Consider the following 13,691-nt stretch of genomic DNA (forward strand, 5'->3'; position numbering starts at 1 on the left):
TGGAGACTGGGGGCATGAGCAGCTCACCCCTGGTCTCCGCCGACGAGCTCCGCGGCCTGCTGGCCGCGGAGCACCCGCCGGCCGTGCTCGACGTCCGTTACAAGATGGGCGGCCCGCCCGGCTTCGAGGAGTACGCCGCGGGCCACGTCCCCGGTGCGGCGTACGTCGACCTCGACGCGGACCTGGCCGCACCCCCGGGTGAGGGTGGGCGGCACCCGCTGCCCGACCCGGCCGTCTTCAACACGGCGATGCGGCGCAGCGGCGTCGGCCTGGAGACCCCGGTCGTGGTCTACGACGACTGGTCCGGCCACGCCGCCTCGCGCGCCTGGTGGCTGCTGCGGCACTACGGCCACCGCGACGTCAGGGTGCTCGACGGCGGGTGGTCCGCCTGGTGCGCGGCCGGCGGAGCGGTCGAGACCGGCGAGACCGACCCGCTGCCCGGCGACTTCCACGGCGTCCCGGGATCGATGCCGGTGGTCGACGCCGACGGTGCTGCCGCGCTCGCGCAGCGCGGCGTGCTGATCGACGCACGGGCACCCGAGCGCTACCGCGGCGAGGTCGAGCCGGTCGACCCGGTCGCCGGTCACGTCCCCGGCGCGGTCAACCACCCGACCGCATGGAACCTCGACAACCACGGCCACTTCCAGGACGCCCACGCGTTGCGGGCGTCGTACGCACGGGTGGGGGTCATGGGCGACATCGAGGTGGCGGCGTACTGCGGCAGTGGGGTGACGGCCTGCCACGACCTGCTCGCCCTGGAGGTGCTCGGGGTGCGTGCCGCGCTCTACCCGGGCAGCTGGAGCGGCTGGATCTCCGACCCGCGCCGGCTCCGTTGAGCCAACCCGACATACTGCGCGCATGGAGCTGAAGCCGCGCAGGCGTGACTGGAACCTTCGGTCGTGCGGCGCCCACGGCCACGTCACCTTCCGTCCGGACGAGGAGGCGCTCGCCGCGCGTCTGCACGTGAAGACGCCCGCGGGTGAGGCGTGGCGCTGCCTGCGCTGCGACCTCTACGTGCCCGGTCCGCCCGCACTCGCGGGACCGGCTGACACCGCGCCCATCGTGCTGCGCGGCCAGGCGCTGAAGGACGCGTTCATCCTGCGCCTGCTCGCGGTGGAGCGGCTGTTGCGCGGCATCATCCTGGCGGGCATCGCCTACGGCATCTACCGCTTCGAGGGTGCCCGCAACAGCCTGCAGCGCTGGTTCGACACCTACCTGCCGCTGCTGAAGCCGGTCGCCGACCGGATGCACCTCGACGTCGAGCAGACCAGCCCGATCCACCTGATCCAGAAGGCGATGCACTTCGGGCACGACACGCTGATCTGGGCCGCCGTCGGCGTCGCGGCGTACGCCGGCCTGCAGTTCCTCGAGGGCATCGGCCTGTGGCTGCTCAAGCGCTGGGGTGAGTACGTCGCGGTGGTCGGCACCTCGGCGTTCGTGCCGTGGGAGGTCTACGAGGTGGTCCACCACGCCAGCGTGATCAAGGTGCTGGCGCTGCTGGTCAACCTCGCTGCGGTCGCCTACCTGGTGTGGTCCAAGCGGCTCTTCGGCGTGCGCGGCGGCCATGCGGCCTTCGAGGCCGAGCGGCACTCGGTCGCCGTGCTCGAGGTCGAGAAGGCAGCGCTGGCCGCCGACGCCGAGGTCTGAGGAGCTCAGCGCTCCGACGGGCCGCCGAACATGATCTCGTCCCAGCTGGGGACGGAGGCGCGACCGCGCTTGTTCTTCGCCGCGGGCTTGCGGGCGGGCTCGCTTGCCTCGGCCGCAGGCTCGGCCTGACGCTCTGCCACGCGCTCGGGCTGGCGCTCCGGCTGCCGCGCAGGTGCCTCGCCGAGCGGCACCTCGTCGCGCGTGCGCGCGGCGGGAGCGGCAGGCGGGGCCGCCGGCGCCGGGGGAGCAGCCGGCGCGTCAGGCTGGGCGTGGGTGATGACCGGGACAGTCGGCTCGGCGTCCTCGACCGGAGCGAGCCGGCGCTCGCGCACCTGCTGCAGGTCGTCACGGACCGGAGCGACGGGGCTGGTCTCGAGCGCGTCGCCGATCAGCCAGCGGGCGTCGTCGTTCTCGGTGAGGACGTAGTTGCCCGGGACGTCGAAGGCGAAGCGGGCCTGGCCGGCACGCGCGTCGCAGAGGAAGTCGGCCGTCAGCACCCAGCGGCCGTCCTCGCGGCGCCAGGCGTCCCACTCGACGTCCTCGGCGTGGACGCCGTGGGGACGGAGCTGGAGGGCGACCGCGTCGCCGAGGTTGCGCGCGCCCGACTCGGCGGTGCCGCGGCGGCGCACGGCACCCTTCTGGGCCCGCTGCGCCATGTGCTCACGCTCGGCCAGCACGGGGCCGGCGTACGTCATGATCCGGTCGACGGAGGTGCCCGCCGCCTGGGCGACGGACTCGGCCGACTCGCCGGCCCGGATCCGGGCCTGGATGTCGCGCGGACGAAGCGTGGATTCCATCTTCTTCTCCCTCGGGCCGGGGCCGGTGGTGCGGTCATCACGAAGCGCGGCACGCAGCCGGTGGTCGACGTCCAGCTCGAAGCCGTTGCCGGCTCCGTCGGTCATCACGAGGCGCCGACCGTCATCGCTCAACCCCGTGAGCGAGAGGTGCTGCATCGTGATGATCCTTACAGGGCGGTCGTCGACAGTCGTTGTTCCCGAACCCTACGCCACGTCTCTCTACGATGGGGGCATGCAGCACGACCCCTCGCCGTACGACGCCGTCCTCCTCGTCTCGTTCGGTGGCCCTGAGGCACCCGACGATGTCGTGCCCTTCCTCGAGAACGTCACCCGTGGACGCGGCATCCCGCGCGAACGCCTCGTCGAGGTGGGGGAGCACTACTTCCACTTCGGCGGGAAGTCGCCGATCAACGACCGCAACCGCGAGTTCCTCGCGGCGCTGCGCGAGGACTTCGCCGGCAACGGGCTCGACCTGCCGGTCTACTGGGGCAACCGCAACTGGGGGCCCTACATCGGCGAGGCGCTCGAGCAGATGGCGGCCGACGGCGTGCAGCGCGCCGCGGTCTTCTTCACCTCGGTCTACTCCAGCTACTCCAGCTGCCGGCAGTACCGCGAGAACCTGGCCGACGCGCTCGCCGGCCTGCCGGAGGGCACCCCCGCGATCGAGCTCGACGTGCTCCGCCGCTCCTTCAACCACCCGGGCTTCATCGACGCGATGGTCGACGCCACGCTCGCCGCCGTGGCCGACCTGCCCGACGCCGCGCGCGAGACCGCGCACCTCTCCTTCGTCACCCACTCGATCCCGCTGGCGATGAACGACGCGAGCGGTCCCGAGGGCGGCGCCTACGAGCTGCAGCACCGCAGCGTCATGGAGGAGATCGTCGAGCGCGTGCGCCTCGAGACCGGCCACCGGTTCCGCCACCAGCTCGTCTACTGCTCCCGCTCGGGTGCCCCGCACGTGCCGTGGCTCGAGCCCGACGTCAACGACCACCTCGCCCAGCTCGCCGAGCAGGGGAGCCCCGCGGTCGTCGCGATCCCGATCGGCTTCGTCTCCGACCACATGGAGGTGGTCTGGGACCTCGACACCGAGGCAGCCGCGACGGCCGAGAAGCTCGGCCTCACCTACGTGCGCGCCGCGACCGCCGGCATCGACCCCCGCTTCGTCGCGATGGTCCGTGAGCTCGTCCTCGAGCGCGCCGCCGTCGAGCGGGGCGTGCCGACGGCCCGGAAGGCCGAGGGCGGCCTGCCCGCGTGCTGGGACCGCTGCTCGACCGACTGCTGCCGCAACCTCCAGCAGGGCCCGCGCCCGGCGGTGGGCGGTGTCGACGGGTGAGCTCCCTGGTGACCTCGCGCCCCGCCGACCTGCTGGTGCTCGCCATCTCCGCGGCCCGCGAGGCGGCCGCCTTGGTGCGCGAAGCGCGCACGGGGGTCGTCGAGGTCGCGGCCACCAAGTCCAGCTCCGTCGACGTCGTCACCGACACCGACCGCGCCAGCGAGGCGCTGATCCGCGACCGGATCCTCGCCTCCCGCCCCGACGACAGCTTCCTCGGCGAGGAGGGCGGCCGCTCGATCGACGGCTCCAGCGGGATCCGCTGGGTGGTCGACCCGATCGACGGCACGGTCAACTTCCTCTACGGCATCCCGCACTACGCGATCTCGATCGCTGCGGAGCGGTTCAACGAGCGCGACGGGCAGGGTCCCGGCGAGACGATCCTCGGCGTCGTGCTCGACGTCGCCACCGGCACCGAGTACGCCGCCACCCACGGCGGCGGGGCGACCCGCGACGGGCGACCGATCGGCGTACGTGGGCCGGCGCCGGTGGCCGAGCGCCTGGTGCTGACGGGGTTCAGCTACTCGTCGGAGCTGCGCGCCGTCCAGGCGGCAGCGACCGCCCGGCTGCTGCCCCGCGTGCGCGACATCCGGCGGCTCGGCTCCTGCGCGCTCGACCTCTGCCGGGTGGCAGAGGGCGGCGCCGACGGCTACGTCGAGGAGGGCGTGGCCCCGTGGGACCACGCCGCCGGCGTGCTCATCGCGCGGGAGGCCGGCGCGGAGGTCGAGCTGACCCGTGGGGCGGGTGGCCGGGACGCCCTCGTGGCCGCCCCGGCCCACGGCTTCGCCGAGTTCCGGACCCTCGTCTCGGCCTGCGGCTTCCTCGGCTGATCCGGGAATAGAACGCGCCGCTGCGCAGTTCACGGCACGCAACTCCGCGATGCACGTGCATCCACGCTGTCGATGGTGCACAATCTGGCGCGCCGCCGTCGGGAGTCGCACGGAGCTTCGGCGGTAGACGAAAGACCTGGGAGATACGCATGGCGACTGATTACGACGCACCTCGCAAGACTGAGGACGAGCAGAAGGAAGACTCGATCGAGGAGCTCAAGGCTCGTCGAAACGACAAGACCTCGGGCAAGGTGGACGAGGACGAGGCCGAGGCGGCCGAGTCATTCGAGCTTCCGGGCGCGGACCTCTCGCACGAGGAGCTGACCGTCGAGGTCAAGCCCAAGCAGGAGGACGAGTTCACCTGCATGAGCTGCTTCCTGGTGCACCACCGCAGCCAGCTCGCCGACGAGAAGTCGATGATCTGCCGCGACTGCGCCTGATCCACGCACGTACGCCGAAGGGCGCTGTTCCGCGAGGAACAGCGCCCTTCGTGCGTGGCGAGGCCTGCGTCAGTCGACGCTGGCGCCCACGATCGTGCCGAGGTCGTCGGAGACGGAGTCCTTGGACTTCTTCCGCTTGCCCTTGCCGGTGGCCGGCGCCTTGTTGCCGTCGGCCTGCAGCTCCGCGGGGAGGTGGCCGGTCGACTTGAGGTAGTAGTTCGCCGCGCGACGGGTGGCCAGCATCTTGAGGATGTTGACGAAGGTGCCGCTCGCAGCCGCCCAGGCGACAGCCTCCCAGACGTTGACGTCGGGATCGGCCGGGTTGGCCGGCGGCGTCTTGCCGGTGGCCTTGGTCCAGCCGGTGTTGAGCGTCTTCTTCGCGACCGCAGCGCTGCCGACGGCGGCACCGAGCGACATGATCGACCAGGCCTTCGAGCCCTTAGCCATCGATGAACCCTTCCTCGGGGTGGACGTTTTCACCCACCCTAGTGCGGAAGGCGGCTCACCGAGTCAGGTGACCGTTCAGGGCCGCGGCGAGCTGCTTCGGCCGCCGCGTCGAGACCAGCCAGTACGGCGTGGGGTCGGCCGGGTCGGTGATCGCGACGCGGACCGACCGCTTCACGTAGGGGCGCATCGCGAGGTGCGCGCGGGCATTGGCGTCACGCCCGGCGAGCAGCCGGGTCTGCTCCTTGTCGAGCGGCATCACGTCGCCGACGTACGAGAGGGGGACGTGGGCCCGTCCTGCGCGGAGCTCGCCACCCGAGACGTCGATGCGGAACGCGCCGAAGCGGACGAACGCAGCCGCGACGAGCGCGGCGATGGTGCCGACGATCAGGTTCGCGGCGAGGAGCGGCACGGCCACGACCAGTGCCAGCCAGAAGGTGGCCACGAGCATGGTCGCCTGCACCCACCAGCGCAGGGGGACGAACAGTCGCTCGGTGTACTCCACGGGGGAGATCCTGACATCCCCGCGATGGGAGCACGCAGGTAGGGTCGACCATCATGTGTGAGATCGCCATCGTCCGGCTGGACGCGGACGTGCCGCTGCCCGCCTATGCGCACCCCGGCGACGCCGGCGCCGACCTGGTCACCACCGTCGACGTGACGCTTGCGCCGGGGGAGCGACAGCTGGTCCCGACCGGCATCGCGATCGCCCTGCCCGACGGCTACGTCGGCCTGGTCCACCCGCGGAGCGGCCTGGCCTGGAAGGCGGGCCTCTCCATCGTCAACGCGCCGGGCACCGTCGACGCGGGCTACCGCGGCGAGATCAAGGTCTGCCTGGTCAACCTCGACCCGGCGACGCCGATCGAGCTGCGCCGCGGTGACCGCATCGCCCAGCTCGTCGTCCAGCGCGTCGAGCACGCCCGCTTCGTCGAGGTCGACACGCTCGACGAGACGGCGCGCGGCACGGGCGGCCACGGCTCGACCGGCGGCTTCGCCGTCACTGACCCCGCCTTCACCGGCACCTCCGACCGCACGACTGCTGGGAGCACCCTCTGATGTTCAACCGCCGCAAGAAGAACGACGCCGTCGCTCCCGCGGACGCCGCGCAGCCGGCTGCCGACGAGACGCCCGTCGCCGTCGACCGCCCCTTCGACGTCAGTGAGGTCGACCTCGGCGACGGCGTCGCGCGCGTCGACCTCGGCGGCATGGTGCTGGCCCAGGTCGAGGGCTTCGAGGTCCGCATGCAGGTCGAGGAGGCCACCGGTGAGGTGCAGTCCGTGATCTTCGCGGCCGAGGACGGCGCGCTCGAGGTCCGTGCCTTCGCCGCCAGCCGCGGTGGTGGCATGTGGGACGAGATCCGCCCCCAGATCGCCGCCGATGCCGCCCAGCGTGGCGGCACCGCCACCGAGGCACCGGGCCGCTTCGGCCCCGAGCTGGTCTGCCGCGTCCCCGCCGAGCTCCCTGACGGCACGCAGGTCCTCCAGGAGACCCGGATCGTCGGCCTCGACGGCCCGCGCTGGTTCGTCCGCGGCACGTTCCTCGGCGCACCGGTGCGCGACGACTCCGTCCGCGCGCCGTACGACGAGGCGCTGACGTCGCTGGTGGTCCGCCGTGGCACCGGCGCCATGGCGCCGGGTGACGCGCTGCCCCTGACGGTTCCCGCCAACGCCCGTCGCGCCTGAGACACACGATCTAGGCTGGAGTCATGGGAGACGGACGCTCGCGCCTGAGGCGCACGATCAGCCGCTGGGCCGACAGCTCCGACCAGCATGCCCGCGAGCTGCAGAAGACGGTGGAGGGCTCCGGCTGCTGCTCGATCGCCGCGGCGCCCGACCGCCAGCACATCAAGCTCCAGGGCTCGCTGCGCACCGTGACGCTCCGCCCGCGCGGCGGTGTCCCCGCGCTCGAGGCCGAGCTCTTCGACGGCTCCGACGTGCTCACGCTCGTCTGGCTCGGCCGGCGCCGGATCACCGGCATCGGGCCGGGTCGCGAGCTGCGGGTCGAGGGACGCATCGGCGTCCAGGACGGCCACCGGGTGATGTTCAACCCGCGCTACGAGCTCACCTCGTGAACGAGATCGCCGACCTCGACGGCGTCCCTGCACACGTGCCGACGGTCGACACCGTCGAGGCCCTGGTCCGCCGTCAGCTCGCGACCGCCCTGGGTGGGCGGCGCGGCTTCCTCGAGGCCGCCGTGCCAGGCCTGGTCTTCACGATCGTCTGGCTGCCGACCAAGGACGTCGTCTGGGCCGTGGGCGCGAGTGGCGCGATCGCGGGTGCCGCCCTCCTGCTGCGACTCGCCCAGCGCAGCTCGACGCAGTACGTCTGGAACGCCGTCTTCGGCGTCTTCCTCGGCTGGCTCTTCGTGCGCTGGGCCGGCTCGGCCGGCGCGACGCCGGAGGAGCAGGGCCTCTACTTCTACCTGCCCGGCATCCTCTTCTCGCTGGGCTACACGGTGGTGCTGGGCCTGTCGTGCCTGCTGCGCTGGCCGATGATGGGCTTCATGCTCGGCGTCACCGACCCCGAGGACCCGTTCGGGTGGCAGCGCAACGACCAGATCCGGGCCCTGTGCAGCCGGCTGACCTGGCTGCTCCTGCTGCCGGGCGCCGTCGGCGTGCTGCTCCAGGGGCCCGTGTGGCTCGCCGGCCACAGCGGCGCCATCGGCACCGGCACGGCCGTGCTGACCATCTTCCTGCTCCGCACCGTGCTCGGCTGGGTGCTCCGCATCGGCGCGTGGTCGGCCATGGTCTGGCTCGTGGCGCGCAACGCGACGCCGCTCGAGCCCGACGCCGCCTGACGCGCGTCGGCCCGCTCGGGGCGCCTGGCAGCTGCGCTGCCTGACGCGACCCGTCTCAGCCGTGCGAGCGCGGCGACAGGAGGTGCTCGAGCTCCTCCTCGACCTCCGCGCCGGCCACGAAGAGCAGCTCGTCGCCGGACTCCAGCGGCTGGTCGGCGTCGGGGGCGTAGACCTGGCCGTCGCGCAGGATCGTCACCAGCGCGCAGTTCGGCGGCCACGGAACGTTGCCGGCGGGCACACCGACGTGGGGCGAGTCGGCGGGCAGCACCATCTCGACGAGGTTGGCGTTGCCCTTGCGGAACGTGAAGAGCCGGACCAGGTCACCGACCGAGACGGCCTCCTCGACCAGCGCCGACATGATGCGCGGCGTCGAGACGCTGACGTCGACGCCCCACGCTTCGGTGAAGAGCCACTCGTTGTTGGGGTGGTTGATCCGGGCGACGGTGCGGGGCACGCCGAACTCGGTCTTCGCCAGGAGCGAGGTGACCAGGTTGACCTTGTCGTCACCGGTCGCGGCGATCACCACGTCGCAGTGCTCGAACCGGGCCTCCTCGAGCGAACTGAGCTCGCAGGAGTCGGCGAGCAGCCACTCGGCGTTCGGCACGCGCTCGGGACGGATGGAGTCGGGCTCGCGGTCGACGAGGAGGACCTCGTGGCCGTTCTCGATGAGCTCGCGGGCGATCGAACGACCGACAGCGCCTGCTCCGGCAATGGCGACGCGCATCAGTGCTCCTCCGGGCCCTTCGAAAGTACGTCGTACGCCGCGCCCGCCGTCTCCTCGCGCATCACGAGGTGGAGGCGGTCGCCCTCCTGCAGGAAGGTCTCGCGGGTCGGCAGGATGCCCTCGCCGAGGCGGTCGATCCAGGCGACGCGGGCGCCGGACTGGATCTGGAAGTCGATCATCTTGTGACCGATCCAGGCCTCGGGAGCGGCGATGTGGTCGACGCGGATCGTGCCCGACGGGTCGCGGAAGTCAGGCTCCGCGCCGGCGGGCAGCAGGCGCCGGAGCACCTGGTCGGCCGTCCACTTCACCGTCGCGACGGTGGTGATGCCGAGGCGCTGGTAGACCTCGGCGCGGCCCGGGTCGTAGATGCGTGCGACGACCTGCTGGATGCCGAACTGCTCGCGCGCGACGCGCGCGGCGATGATGTTCGAGTTGTCACCGCTGGAGACAGCGGCGAACGCGTCGGCGCGGCGGATGCCGGCCTTCTCCAGGACCTCCTGGTCGAAGCCGTAGCCCACGACCTTCTCGCCGTTGAACGACGGACCGAGCCTGCGGAAGGCGTCGGCGTTGTTGTCGATCACCGCGACGGTGTGGTTCCGGTCCTCGAGGCTGCGCGCGAGCGTCGAACCGACGCGGCCGCAGCCCATGATCACGACGTGCACACAGGCACCCTAGCCGGTGCCGGACCTCTGGTGGTCGCCGACGCTGGCGCTCGGCCCGCGAGGGTCTAGCCTGTCTGCTCGTGAGTGTCGGCGACGTATCCAAGCGCATCCTGCTGGGGCGCAAGCTCAGCTCCTCCCAGCTCGGGGAGACGCTGCTGCCGAAGCGCATCGCGCTTCCCGTCTTCGCGAGCGACGCCCTGTCGTCGGTGGCCTACGCCCCGGACGAGGTCTTCATCATGCTGTCGGTGGCGGGCGCGTCGGCGTACGCCTGGTCGTGGAAGATCGGCGTCGTCGTCGCGCTGGTCATGCTGACCGTCGTCGCGTCGTACCGCCAGACCGTGCACGCCTACCCGTCCGGCGGCGGCGACTACGAGGTGGCGATGACCAACCTCGGCAAGACCGCCGGCGTGACCGTGGCCAGCGCCCTGCTCGTCGACTACGTCCTCACCGTCGCAGTGTCGATCTCCTCCGCCGCGCAGTACGCCGCAGGCGCGATCCCGGCCCTGATCGGCCATGAGGCGATCGCGGCCACGGTGGCGGTGATCCTGCTCGCGGCGATGAACCTCCGCGGCGTCCGTGAGTCGGGCGGCTTCTTCGCGGTGCCGACGTACCTCTTCATGGCCGCGATCCTCGGCATGTGCGGCTACGGCCTGCTGCAGCTGGCGACGGGCGACCTGCCCCACGCCGCGAGCGCGGGCCTCGAGATCGAGCCGAAGGAGGGCTGGGAGGGCCCGCTCGGGCAGGTCGCGCTGATGATGCTGCTGGCCCGCGCCTTCTCGTCGGGATGTGCCGCCCTGACCGGTGTGGAGGCGATCTCCAACGGCGTGCCGGCCTTCCAGAAGCCCAAGTCCAAGAACGCCGCGACGACGCTCCTCCTGCTGGGCCTGATCGCCGTCTCGATGATGATGAGCGTCATCGTCCTCGCCAAGCAGATGATGATCCGCTACGTCGACCCCCACGAGCTCGAGCGGCTGCGTTCGGTCGGTGGAGGTGCGCTTCCGAAGGGCTACGAGCAGCACCCGGTCATCACGCAGATCGCGCAGGGCGTCTTCGCCGACTTCTCGCCGGGCTTCTACTTCGTCATCACCGTGACCGGCGTGATCCTCGTGCTCGCGGCCAACACGGCGTTCAACGGCTTCCCGGTGCTCGGCTCGATCCTCGCCCAGGACGGCTTCGCGCCCCGGGCGCTCGCCTCGCGCGGCGACCGGCTCGCCTACAGCAACGGCATCATCTTCCTGGCCGTCATGGCGATCATCCTGATCCAGGCGTTCGACGCCCAGACCACCAAGCTGATCCAGCTCTACATCGTCGGCGTCTTCGTCTCGTTCAACTTGAGCCAGCTCGGCATGATCCGGCACTGGACGCGCCACCTGAAGACCGAGCGCGACCCTGCCGAACGCCGTCTGATGTTCCGCGCCCGGGTGATCAACACCTTCGGCCTGGGCATGACCGCGATCGTCCTCGTGATCGTCCTGATCACGAAGTTCCTCGCCGGAGCCTGGATCACGATCATCGCGATGATCCTCTTCTTCCTGCTCATGAAGGGGATCCGGTCGCACTACGACCGCGTCGCCGACGAGCTCAAGGCCGACGACCAGGACAAGGTCATGCCGACCCGGGTCCACGCGATCGTGCTCGTCTCCAAGCTGCACAAGCCCACGCTGCGGGCCCTCGCGTTCGCGAAGGCGACCCGGCCCAACACGCTCGAGGCGGTCTTCGTCGACATCGACGAGGACGTCACCCGGCGGCTGCTGGAGGAGTGGGACCACCGGGGCCTGGACGTGCCGCTCAAGGTCCTCCACTCGCCGTACCGCGAGATCACCCGTCCGATCGTCGACTACGCCGTCGAGGTCCGGAAGCAGTACCCCCGCGGCGTCGTCGCGGTCTACATCCCCGAGTACGTCGTCGGCCGGTGGTGGGAGCAGCTGCTCCACAACCAGACCGCACTGCGGCTCAAGGGCCGTCTTCTCTTCACTCCAGGAGTCATGGTGACCTCGGTCCCCTTCCAGCTGCGGTCCTCCGCGGTGGCCATCGAGCGCGAGCGCCGCGAGGAGAGCCGCGTCCACGCCGGTGACCTCCGCCGTGGGCGTGCCCGTGGCGACGACCAGCCCGCCGCCTCGGACGAGGCCGACGCGTGAGCGGCGCACAGCGCGGCGCCCGCGGTCCCCAGCGCCGCAACCAGCGGATCAACCGGCAGAAGCAGGCGCGCGGGGCGTCGGTCGTCGGCCAGGAGCACACCGTCGAGGTGGGCAACATCGCCCACGGTGGCTTCTGCATCGCCCGAGTCCCGGTCGGCGAGGACTCGCGGGTGCTCTTCGTGCGCCACGCCCTGCCGGGCGAGACCGTCGTCGCGCGCATCACCGAGGGCACCGAGGGCGACCGCTTCTGGCGTGCCGACGCCGTCACGGTCGTCACGCCGTCCAAGGACCGCGTCGCCGCGCCCTGTGCGGTCTCGGGCCCGGGCAAGTGCGGCGGCTGCGACTTCCAGCACGTGCGCCCACAGGCGCAGCGCGAGCTCAAGGCGACGGTCGTCCGCGAGCAGCTGACCCGCATCGGTCGCCTGGCCGCAGAAGACCCGCTCGTCGCCGGCCTCGTCGTCGAGGACTGCTCCGGTGGCGACAAGCAGCTCAAGGCGGGCCTGCGCTGGCGCACCCGCACGACGTTCGTCGGACTTCCGGGCGCGCCCGGCCGCAAGGGCCTGCGCAGGTACCGCTCCAACGACGTCATCGAGGTCGAGGACTGCCTGATCACGGCCCAGGGCGAGGCGCCCACGTCGGGCCTGGTGACCCGCACCGTGGAGGCGGCTGCCGGCACGCGCGAGTTCCAGGTCGCGGCCGACGGCTTCTGGCAGGTCCACCCCAACGCTCCGCGCATCCTCGTCGACGCGGTGCTCGAGCAGCTCCAGCCGCAGCCGGGCGAGAAGGCCCTCGACCTGTACGCCGGCGTCGGCCTCTTCGCGGCGTACCTCGCCGATGCGGTGGGGGAGCGCGGCAAGGTGGTCGCCATCGAGGGTGACGCCGACGCGGTGCAGCACGCGAAGCGGAACCTCGGCATGTGGCGCCACGCGTCGGCGACCGCGGGCAGCGTCGCGGACGTCCTCAAGGAGGAGTTCGACGAGCCGTTCGACCTCGTCGTCCTCGACCCTCCGCGCGAGGGCGCCAAGCAGGCCGTCGTGGCGCAGGTGGTCGACCGAGCCCCCCGCACCGTCTCGTACGTCGCGTGCGATCCCGCCGCGCTCGCCCGTGACGTCGCGCTCTTCGGGGAGCACGGCTACCGCCTCACGGCGCTGCGGGCGTTCGACCTCTTCCCGATGACGCACCACGTCGAGTGCGTCGCGCAGTTCACGCGGTCCGACTCCGGCCAGCACTGACGGCCGAGAGGGCGGCCATGCCCTCCGACGCGTGGCGCCTCACCGAGCGGCGGCGGATGCCGAGCGTGTCCGCGATGTCTGCCTCGGAGAGCTGGAGGTAGCAGCGCAACGCCACCACCTCGCGCTGTCGCTGGGGAAGCGCCTGGATCGCCCCGAGCACGAGCTGCGGCGGGGCGCCGGCCAGGTCCGGCCTGGCGCGTCGGTGACGCGCGCCGGCCCGGGAGCGGCTCGCCACCGTCTTCCGCAGGTAGGCGAGCGCCTTCTCGGTGTCGCGCAGCCGGTGCCAACGCTGGTGCATCGCCACGAAGGCATCCTCGACGACCTCCTCGGCGGTGCTGAGGTCGCTCACCAGCAGCACGGAGAGTCGCACGAGGGGCTGCCAGTGGGCGGCGTACAGGGCCTCGAGGGCGGCGTCGGCGTCGGGTCGCTGGACCGGTGCGGTCCGCAGCTCGATGACGGCCATCACGTCCACCTCCCGGGTACATCTGCACCGCGTCTGTTCCTCGACGTCGGCAGGACCAGCATCCGGCGTGCGCTGAGGGGCTCGCCACCGTCGTGCGTCCCGCTCGGGAGAGACCTTCGGCCCTGCCCCGGCCGCCGGCGACCGGGCCGGGGGACTCGCCGCGCGACGGCATCGCGAAGCTCGCTCGA

General features: G+C 71.9%; 17 protein-coding genes. 11 read left to right on the forward strand and 6 right to left on the reverse strand.

Features of this window, described 5'->3' with window-relative positions; all coding sequences use genetic code 11:
- Positions 1-14 precede the first annotated feature (14 nt).
- Entirely contained in the window at positions 15-836 is an 822-nt protein-coding gene (locus IEX47_RS12225) for a sulfurtransferase (protein WP_188784292.1), read from the forward strand.
- Between the two features lie 22 nt (positions 837-858).
- The gene (locus IEX47_RS12230; RefSeq protein ID WP_188784293.1) at positions 859-1,647 is read left to right on the forward strand and encodes a DUF2127 domain-containing protein; all 789 of its coding nucleotides are present in this window, start codon (positions 859-861) and stop codon (positions 1,645-1,647) included.
- Positions 1,648-1,652: 5 nt separating this feature from the next.
- Here IEX47_RS12230 and sepH read toward each other — a convergent pair whose 3' ends face one another.
- Entirely contained in the window at positions 1,653-2,600 is a 948-nt protein-coding gene (gene sepH / locus IEX47_RS12235; protein WP_188784294.1) for a septation protein SepH, read from the reverse strand.
- A 76-nt stretch (positions 2,601-2,676) separates the two neighbouring features.
- On the opposite strand from sepH, the gene IEX47_RS12240 reads away from it, so the two are divergent.
- From IEX47_RS12240 to IEX47_RS12250, 3 genes are all read left to right on the forward strand, one after another.
- Positions 2,677-3,777: a ferrochelatase gene (locus IEX47_RS12240; protein ID WP_188784295.1), complete on the forward strand. Its 1,101-nt coding sequence runs from the start codon at positions 2,677-2,679 to the stop codon at positions 3,775-3,777.
- Complete coding sequence (locus IEX47_RS12245; protein ID WP_229662836.1) at positions 3,774-4,604, forward strand: inositol monophosphatase family protein; 831 nt, start codon at positions 3,774-3,776, stop codon at positions 4,602-4,604. Before IEX47_RS12240 ends, IEX47_RS12245 begins: the two co-directional genes overlap by 4 nt.
- Before the next feature lie 149 nt (positions 4,605-4,753).
- Positions 4,754-5,044, forward strand: coding sequence for a DUF4193 domain-containing protein (locus tag IEX47_RS12250; RefSeq protein ID WP_188784296.1), 291 nt, complete (start codon positions 4,754-4,756; stop codon positions 5,042-5,044).
- A gap of 69 nt (positions 5,045-5,113) precedes the next feature.
- On the opposite strand, the gene IEX47_RS12255 is transcribed toward IEX47_RS12250, so the two are convergent.
- Together IEX47_RS12255 and IEX47_RS12260 are read right to left on the reverse strand one after the other, a co-directional pair.
- On the reverse strand, positions 5,114-5,491 hold the full coding sequence (locus IEX47_RS12255; protein WP_188784297.1) for a DUF4235 domain-containing protein: 378 nt from the start codon (positions 5,489-5,491) through the stop codon (positions 5,114-5,116).
- Between the two features lie 55 nt (positions 5,492-5,546).
- Positions 5,547-5,993 carry a DUF3093 domain-containing protein gene (locus IEX47_RS12260; RefSeq protein WP_229662837.1) on the reverse strand — a complete coding sequence of 149 codons (447 nt, stop codon included), beginning with the start codon at positions 5,991-5,993 and terminating at the stop codon, positions 5,547-5,549.
- A 53-nt stretch (positions 5,994-6,046) separates the two neighbouring features.
- Here IEX47_RS12260 and dut point away from each other — a divergent pair, with 53 nt between their 5' ends.
- From dut to IEX47_RS12280, 4 genes are read left to right on the forward strand one after another with little or no spacing between them, the layout of a single operon-like run.
- Complete coding sequence (gene dut / locus IEX47_RS12265; RefSeq protein WP_188784298.1) at positions 6,047-6,544, forward strand: dUTP diphosphatase; 498 nt, start codon at positions 6,047-6,049, stop codon at positions 6,542-6,544.
- On the forward strand, positions 6,544-7,170 hold the full coding sequence (locus IEX47_RS12270) for a DUF3710 domain-containing protein (RefSeq protein WP_188784299.1): 627 nt from the start codon (positions 6,544-6,546) through the stop codon (positions 7,168-7,170). Before dut ends, IEX47_RS12270 begins: the two co-directional genes overlap by 1 nt.
- Before the next feature lie 23 nt (positions 7,171-7,193).
- Positions 7,194-7,559, forward strand: coding sequence for an OB-fold nucleic acid binding domain-containing protein (locus IEX47_RS12275; protein ID WP_188784300.1), 366 nt, complete (start codon positions 7,194-7,196; stop codon positions 7,557-7,559).
- Positions 7,556-8,284, forward strand: coding sequence for a DUF3159 domain-containing protein (locus tag IEX47_RS12280; protein ID WP_188784301.1), 729 nt, complete (start codon positions 7,556-7,558; stop codon positions 8,282-8,284). The genes IEX47_RS12275 and IEX47_RS12280 overlap by 4 nt, the downstream gene beginning before the upstream one ends.
- Before the next feature lie 55 nt (positions 8,285-8,339).
- Here IEX47_RS12280 and IEX47_RS12285 read toward each other — a convergent pair whose 3' ends face one another.
- Together IEX47_RS12285 and IEX47_RS12290 are read right to left on the reverse strand one after the other, a co-directional pair.
- Positions 8,340-9,008: a potassium channel family protein gene (locus tag IEX47_RS12285; protein ID WP_188784302.1), complete on the reverse strand. Its 669-nt coding sequence runs from the start codon at positions 9,006-9,008 to the stop codon at positions 8,340-8,342.
- Positions 9,008-9,655 carry a potassium channel family protein gene (locus tag IEX47_RS12290; protein WP_444544083.1) on the reverse strand — a complete coding sequence of 216 codons (648 nt, stop codon included), beginning with the start codon at positions 9,653-9,655 and terminating at the stop codon, positions 9,008-9,010. The genes IEX47_RS12285 and IEX47_RS12290 overlap by 1 nt, the downstream gene beginning before the upstream one ends.
- Positions 9,656-9,750: 95 nt before the next feature.
- Here IEX47_RS12290 and IEX47_RS12295 point away from each other — a divergent pair, with 95 nt between their 5' ends.
- Entirely contained in the window at positions 9,751-11,808 is a 2,058-nt protein-coding gene (locus IEX47_RS12295; protein ID WP_188784304.1) for an APC family permease, read from the forward strand.
- Positions 11,805-13,040, forward strand: a complete 1,236-nt coding sequence (locus IEX47_RS12300) for a class I SAM-dependent RNA methyltransferase (RefSeq protein WP_373289219.1) — start codon at positions 11,805-11,807, stop codon at positions 13,038-13,040. The genes IEX47_RS12295 and IEX47_RS12300 overlap by 4 nt, the downstream gene beginning before the upstream one ends.
- On the opposite strand, the gene IEX47_RS12305 is transcribed toward IEX47_RS12300, so the two are convergent.
- Positions 13,012-13,503: a sigma factor-like helix-turn-helix DNA-binding protein gene (locus IEX47_RS12305; RefSeq protein ID WP_188784305.1), complete on the reverse strand. Its 492-nt coding sequence runs from the start codon at positions 13,501-13,503 to the stop codon at positions 13,012-13,014. The two genes, IEX47_RS12300 and IEX47_RS12305, sit on opposite strands and share 29 nt — an antisense overlap.
- Positions 13,504-13,691: the final 188 nt, after the last annotated feature.

The sequence above is a fragment of the Nocardioides phosphati genome (assembly GCF_014646375.1).
GTDB classification, from domain to species: Bacteria; Actinomycetota; Actinomycetes; order Propionibacteriales; family Nocardioidaceae; genus Nocardioides; species Nocardioides phosphati.

What these genes read in the sequence shown, in the direction of transcription:
- IEX47_RS12225 (WP_188784292.1), top strand. Translation starts at nt 15, where the DNA reads ATGAGCAGCTCACCCCTGGTCTCCGCCGACGAGCTCCGCGGCCTGCTG.
- IEX47_RS12230 (WP_188784293.1), top strand. Translation starts at nt 859, where the DNA reads ATGGAGCTGAAGCCGCGCAGGCGTGACTGGAACCTTCGGTCGTGCGGC.
- sepH (WP_188784294.1), bottom strand. Translation starts at nt 2,600, where the DNA reads ATGCAGCACCTCTCGCTCACGGGGTTGAGCGATGACGGTCGGCGCCTC.
- IEX47_RS12240 (WP_188784295.1), top strand. Translation starts at nt 2,677, where the DNA reads ATGCAGCACGACCCCTCGCCGTACGACGCCGTCCTCCTCGTCTCGTTC.
- IEX47_RS12250 (WP_188784296.1), top strand. Translation starts at nt 4,754, where the DNA reads ATGGCGACTGATTACGACGCACCTCGCAAGACTGAGGACGAGCAGAAG.
- IEX47_RS12255 (WP_188784297.1), bottom strand. Translation starts at nt 5,491, where the DNA reads ATGGCTAAGGGCTCGAAGGCCTGGTCGATCATGTCGCTCGGTGCCGCC.
- dut (WP_188784298.1), top strand. Translation starts at nt 6,047, where the DNA reads ATGTGTGAGATCGCCATCGTCCGGCTGGACGCGGACGTGCCGCTGCCC.
- IEX47_RS12270 (WP_188784299.1), top strand. Translation starts at nt 6,544, where the DNA reads ATGTTCAACCGCCGCAAGAAGAACGACGCCGTCGCTCCCGCGGACGCC.
- IEX47_RS12275 (WP_188784300.1), top strand. Translation starts at nt 7,194, where the DNA reads ATGGGAGACGGACGCTCGCGCCTGAGGCGCACGATCAGCCGCTGGGCC.
- IEX47_RS12285 (WP_188784302.1), bottom strand. Translation starts at nt 9,008, where the DNA reads ATGCGCGTCGCCATTGCCGGAGCAGGCGCTGTCGGTCGTTCGATCGCC.
- IEX47_RS12290 (WP_444544083.1), bottom strand. Translation starts at nt 9,655, where the DNA reads ATGGGCTGCGGCCGCGTCGGTTCGACGCTCGCGCGCAGCCTCGAGGAC.
- IEX47_RS12305 (WP_188784305.1), bottom strand. Translation starts at nt 13,503, where the DNA reads ATGGCCGTCATCGAGCTGCGGACCGCACCGGTCCAGCGACCCGACGCC.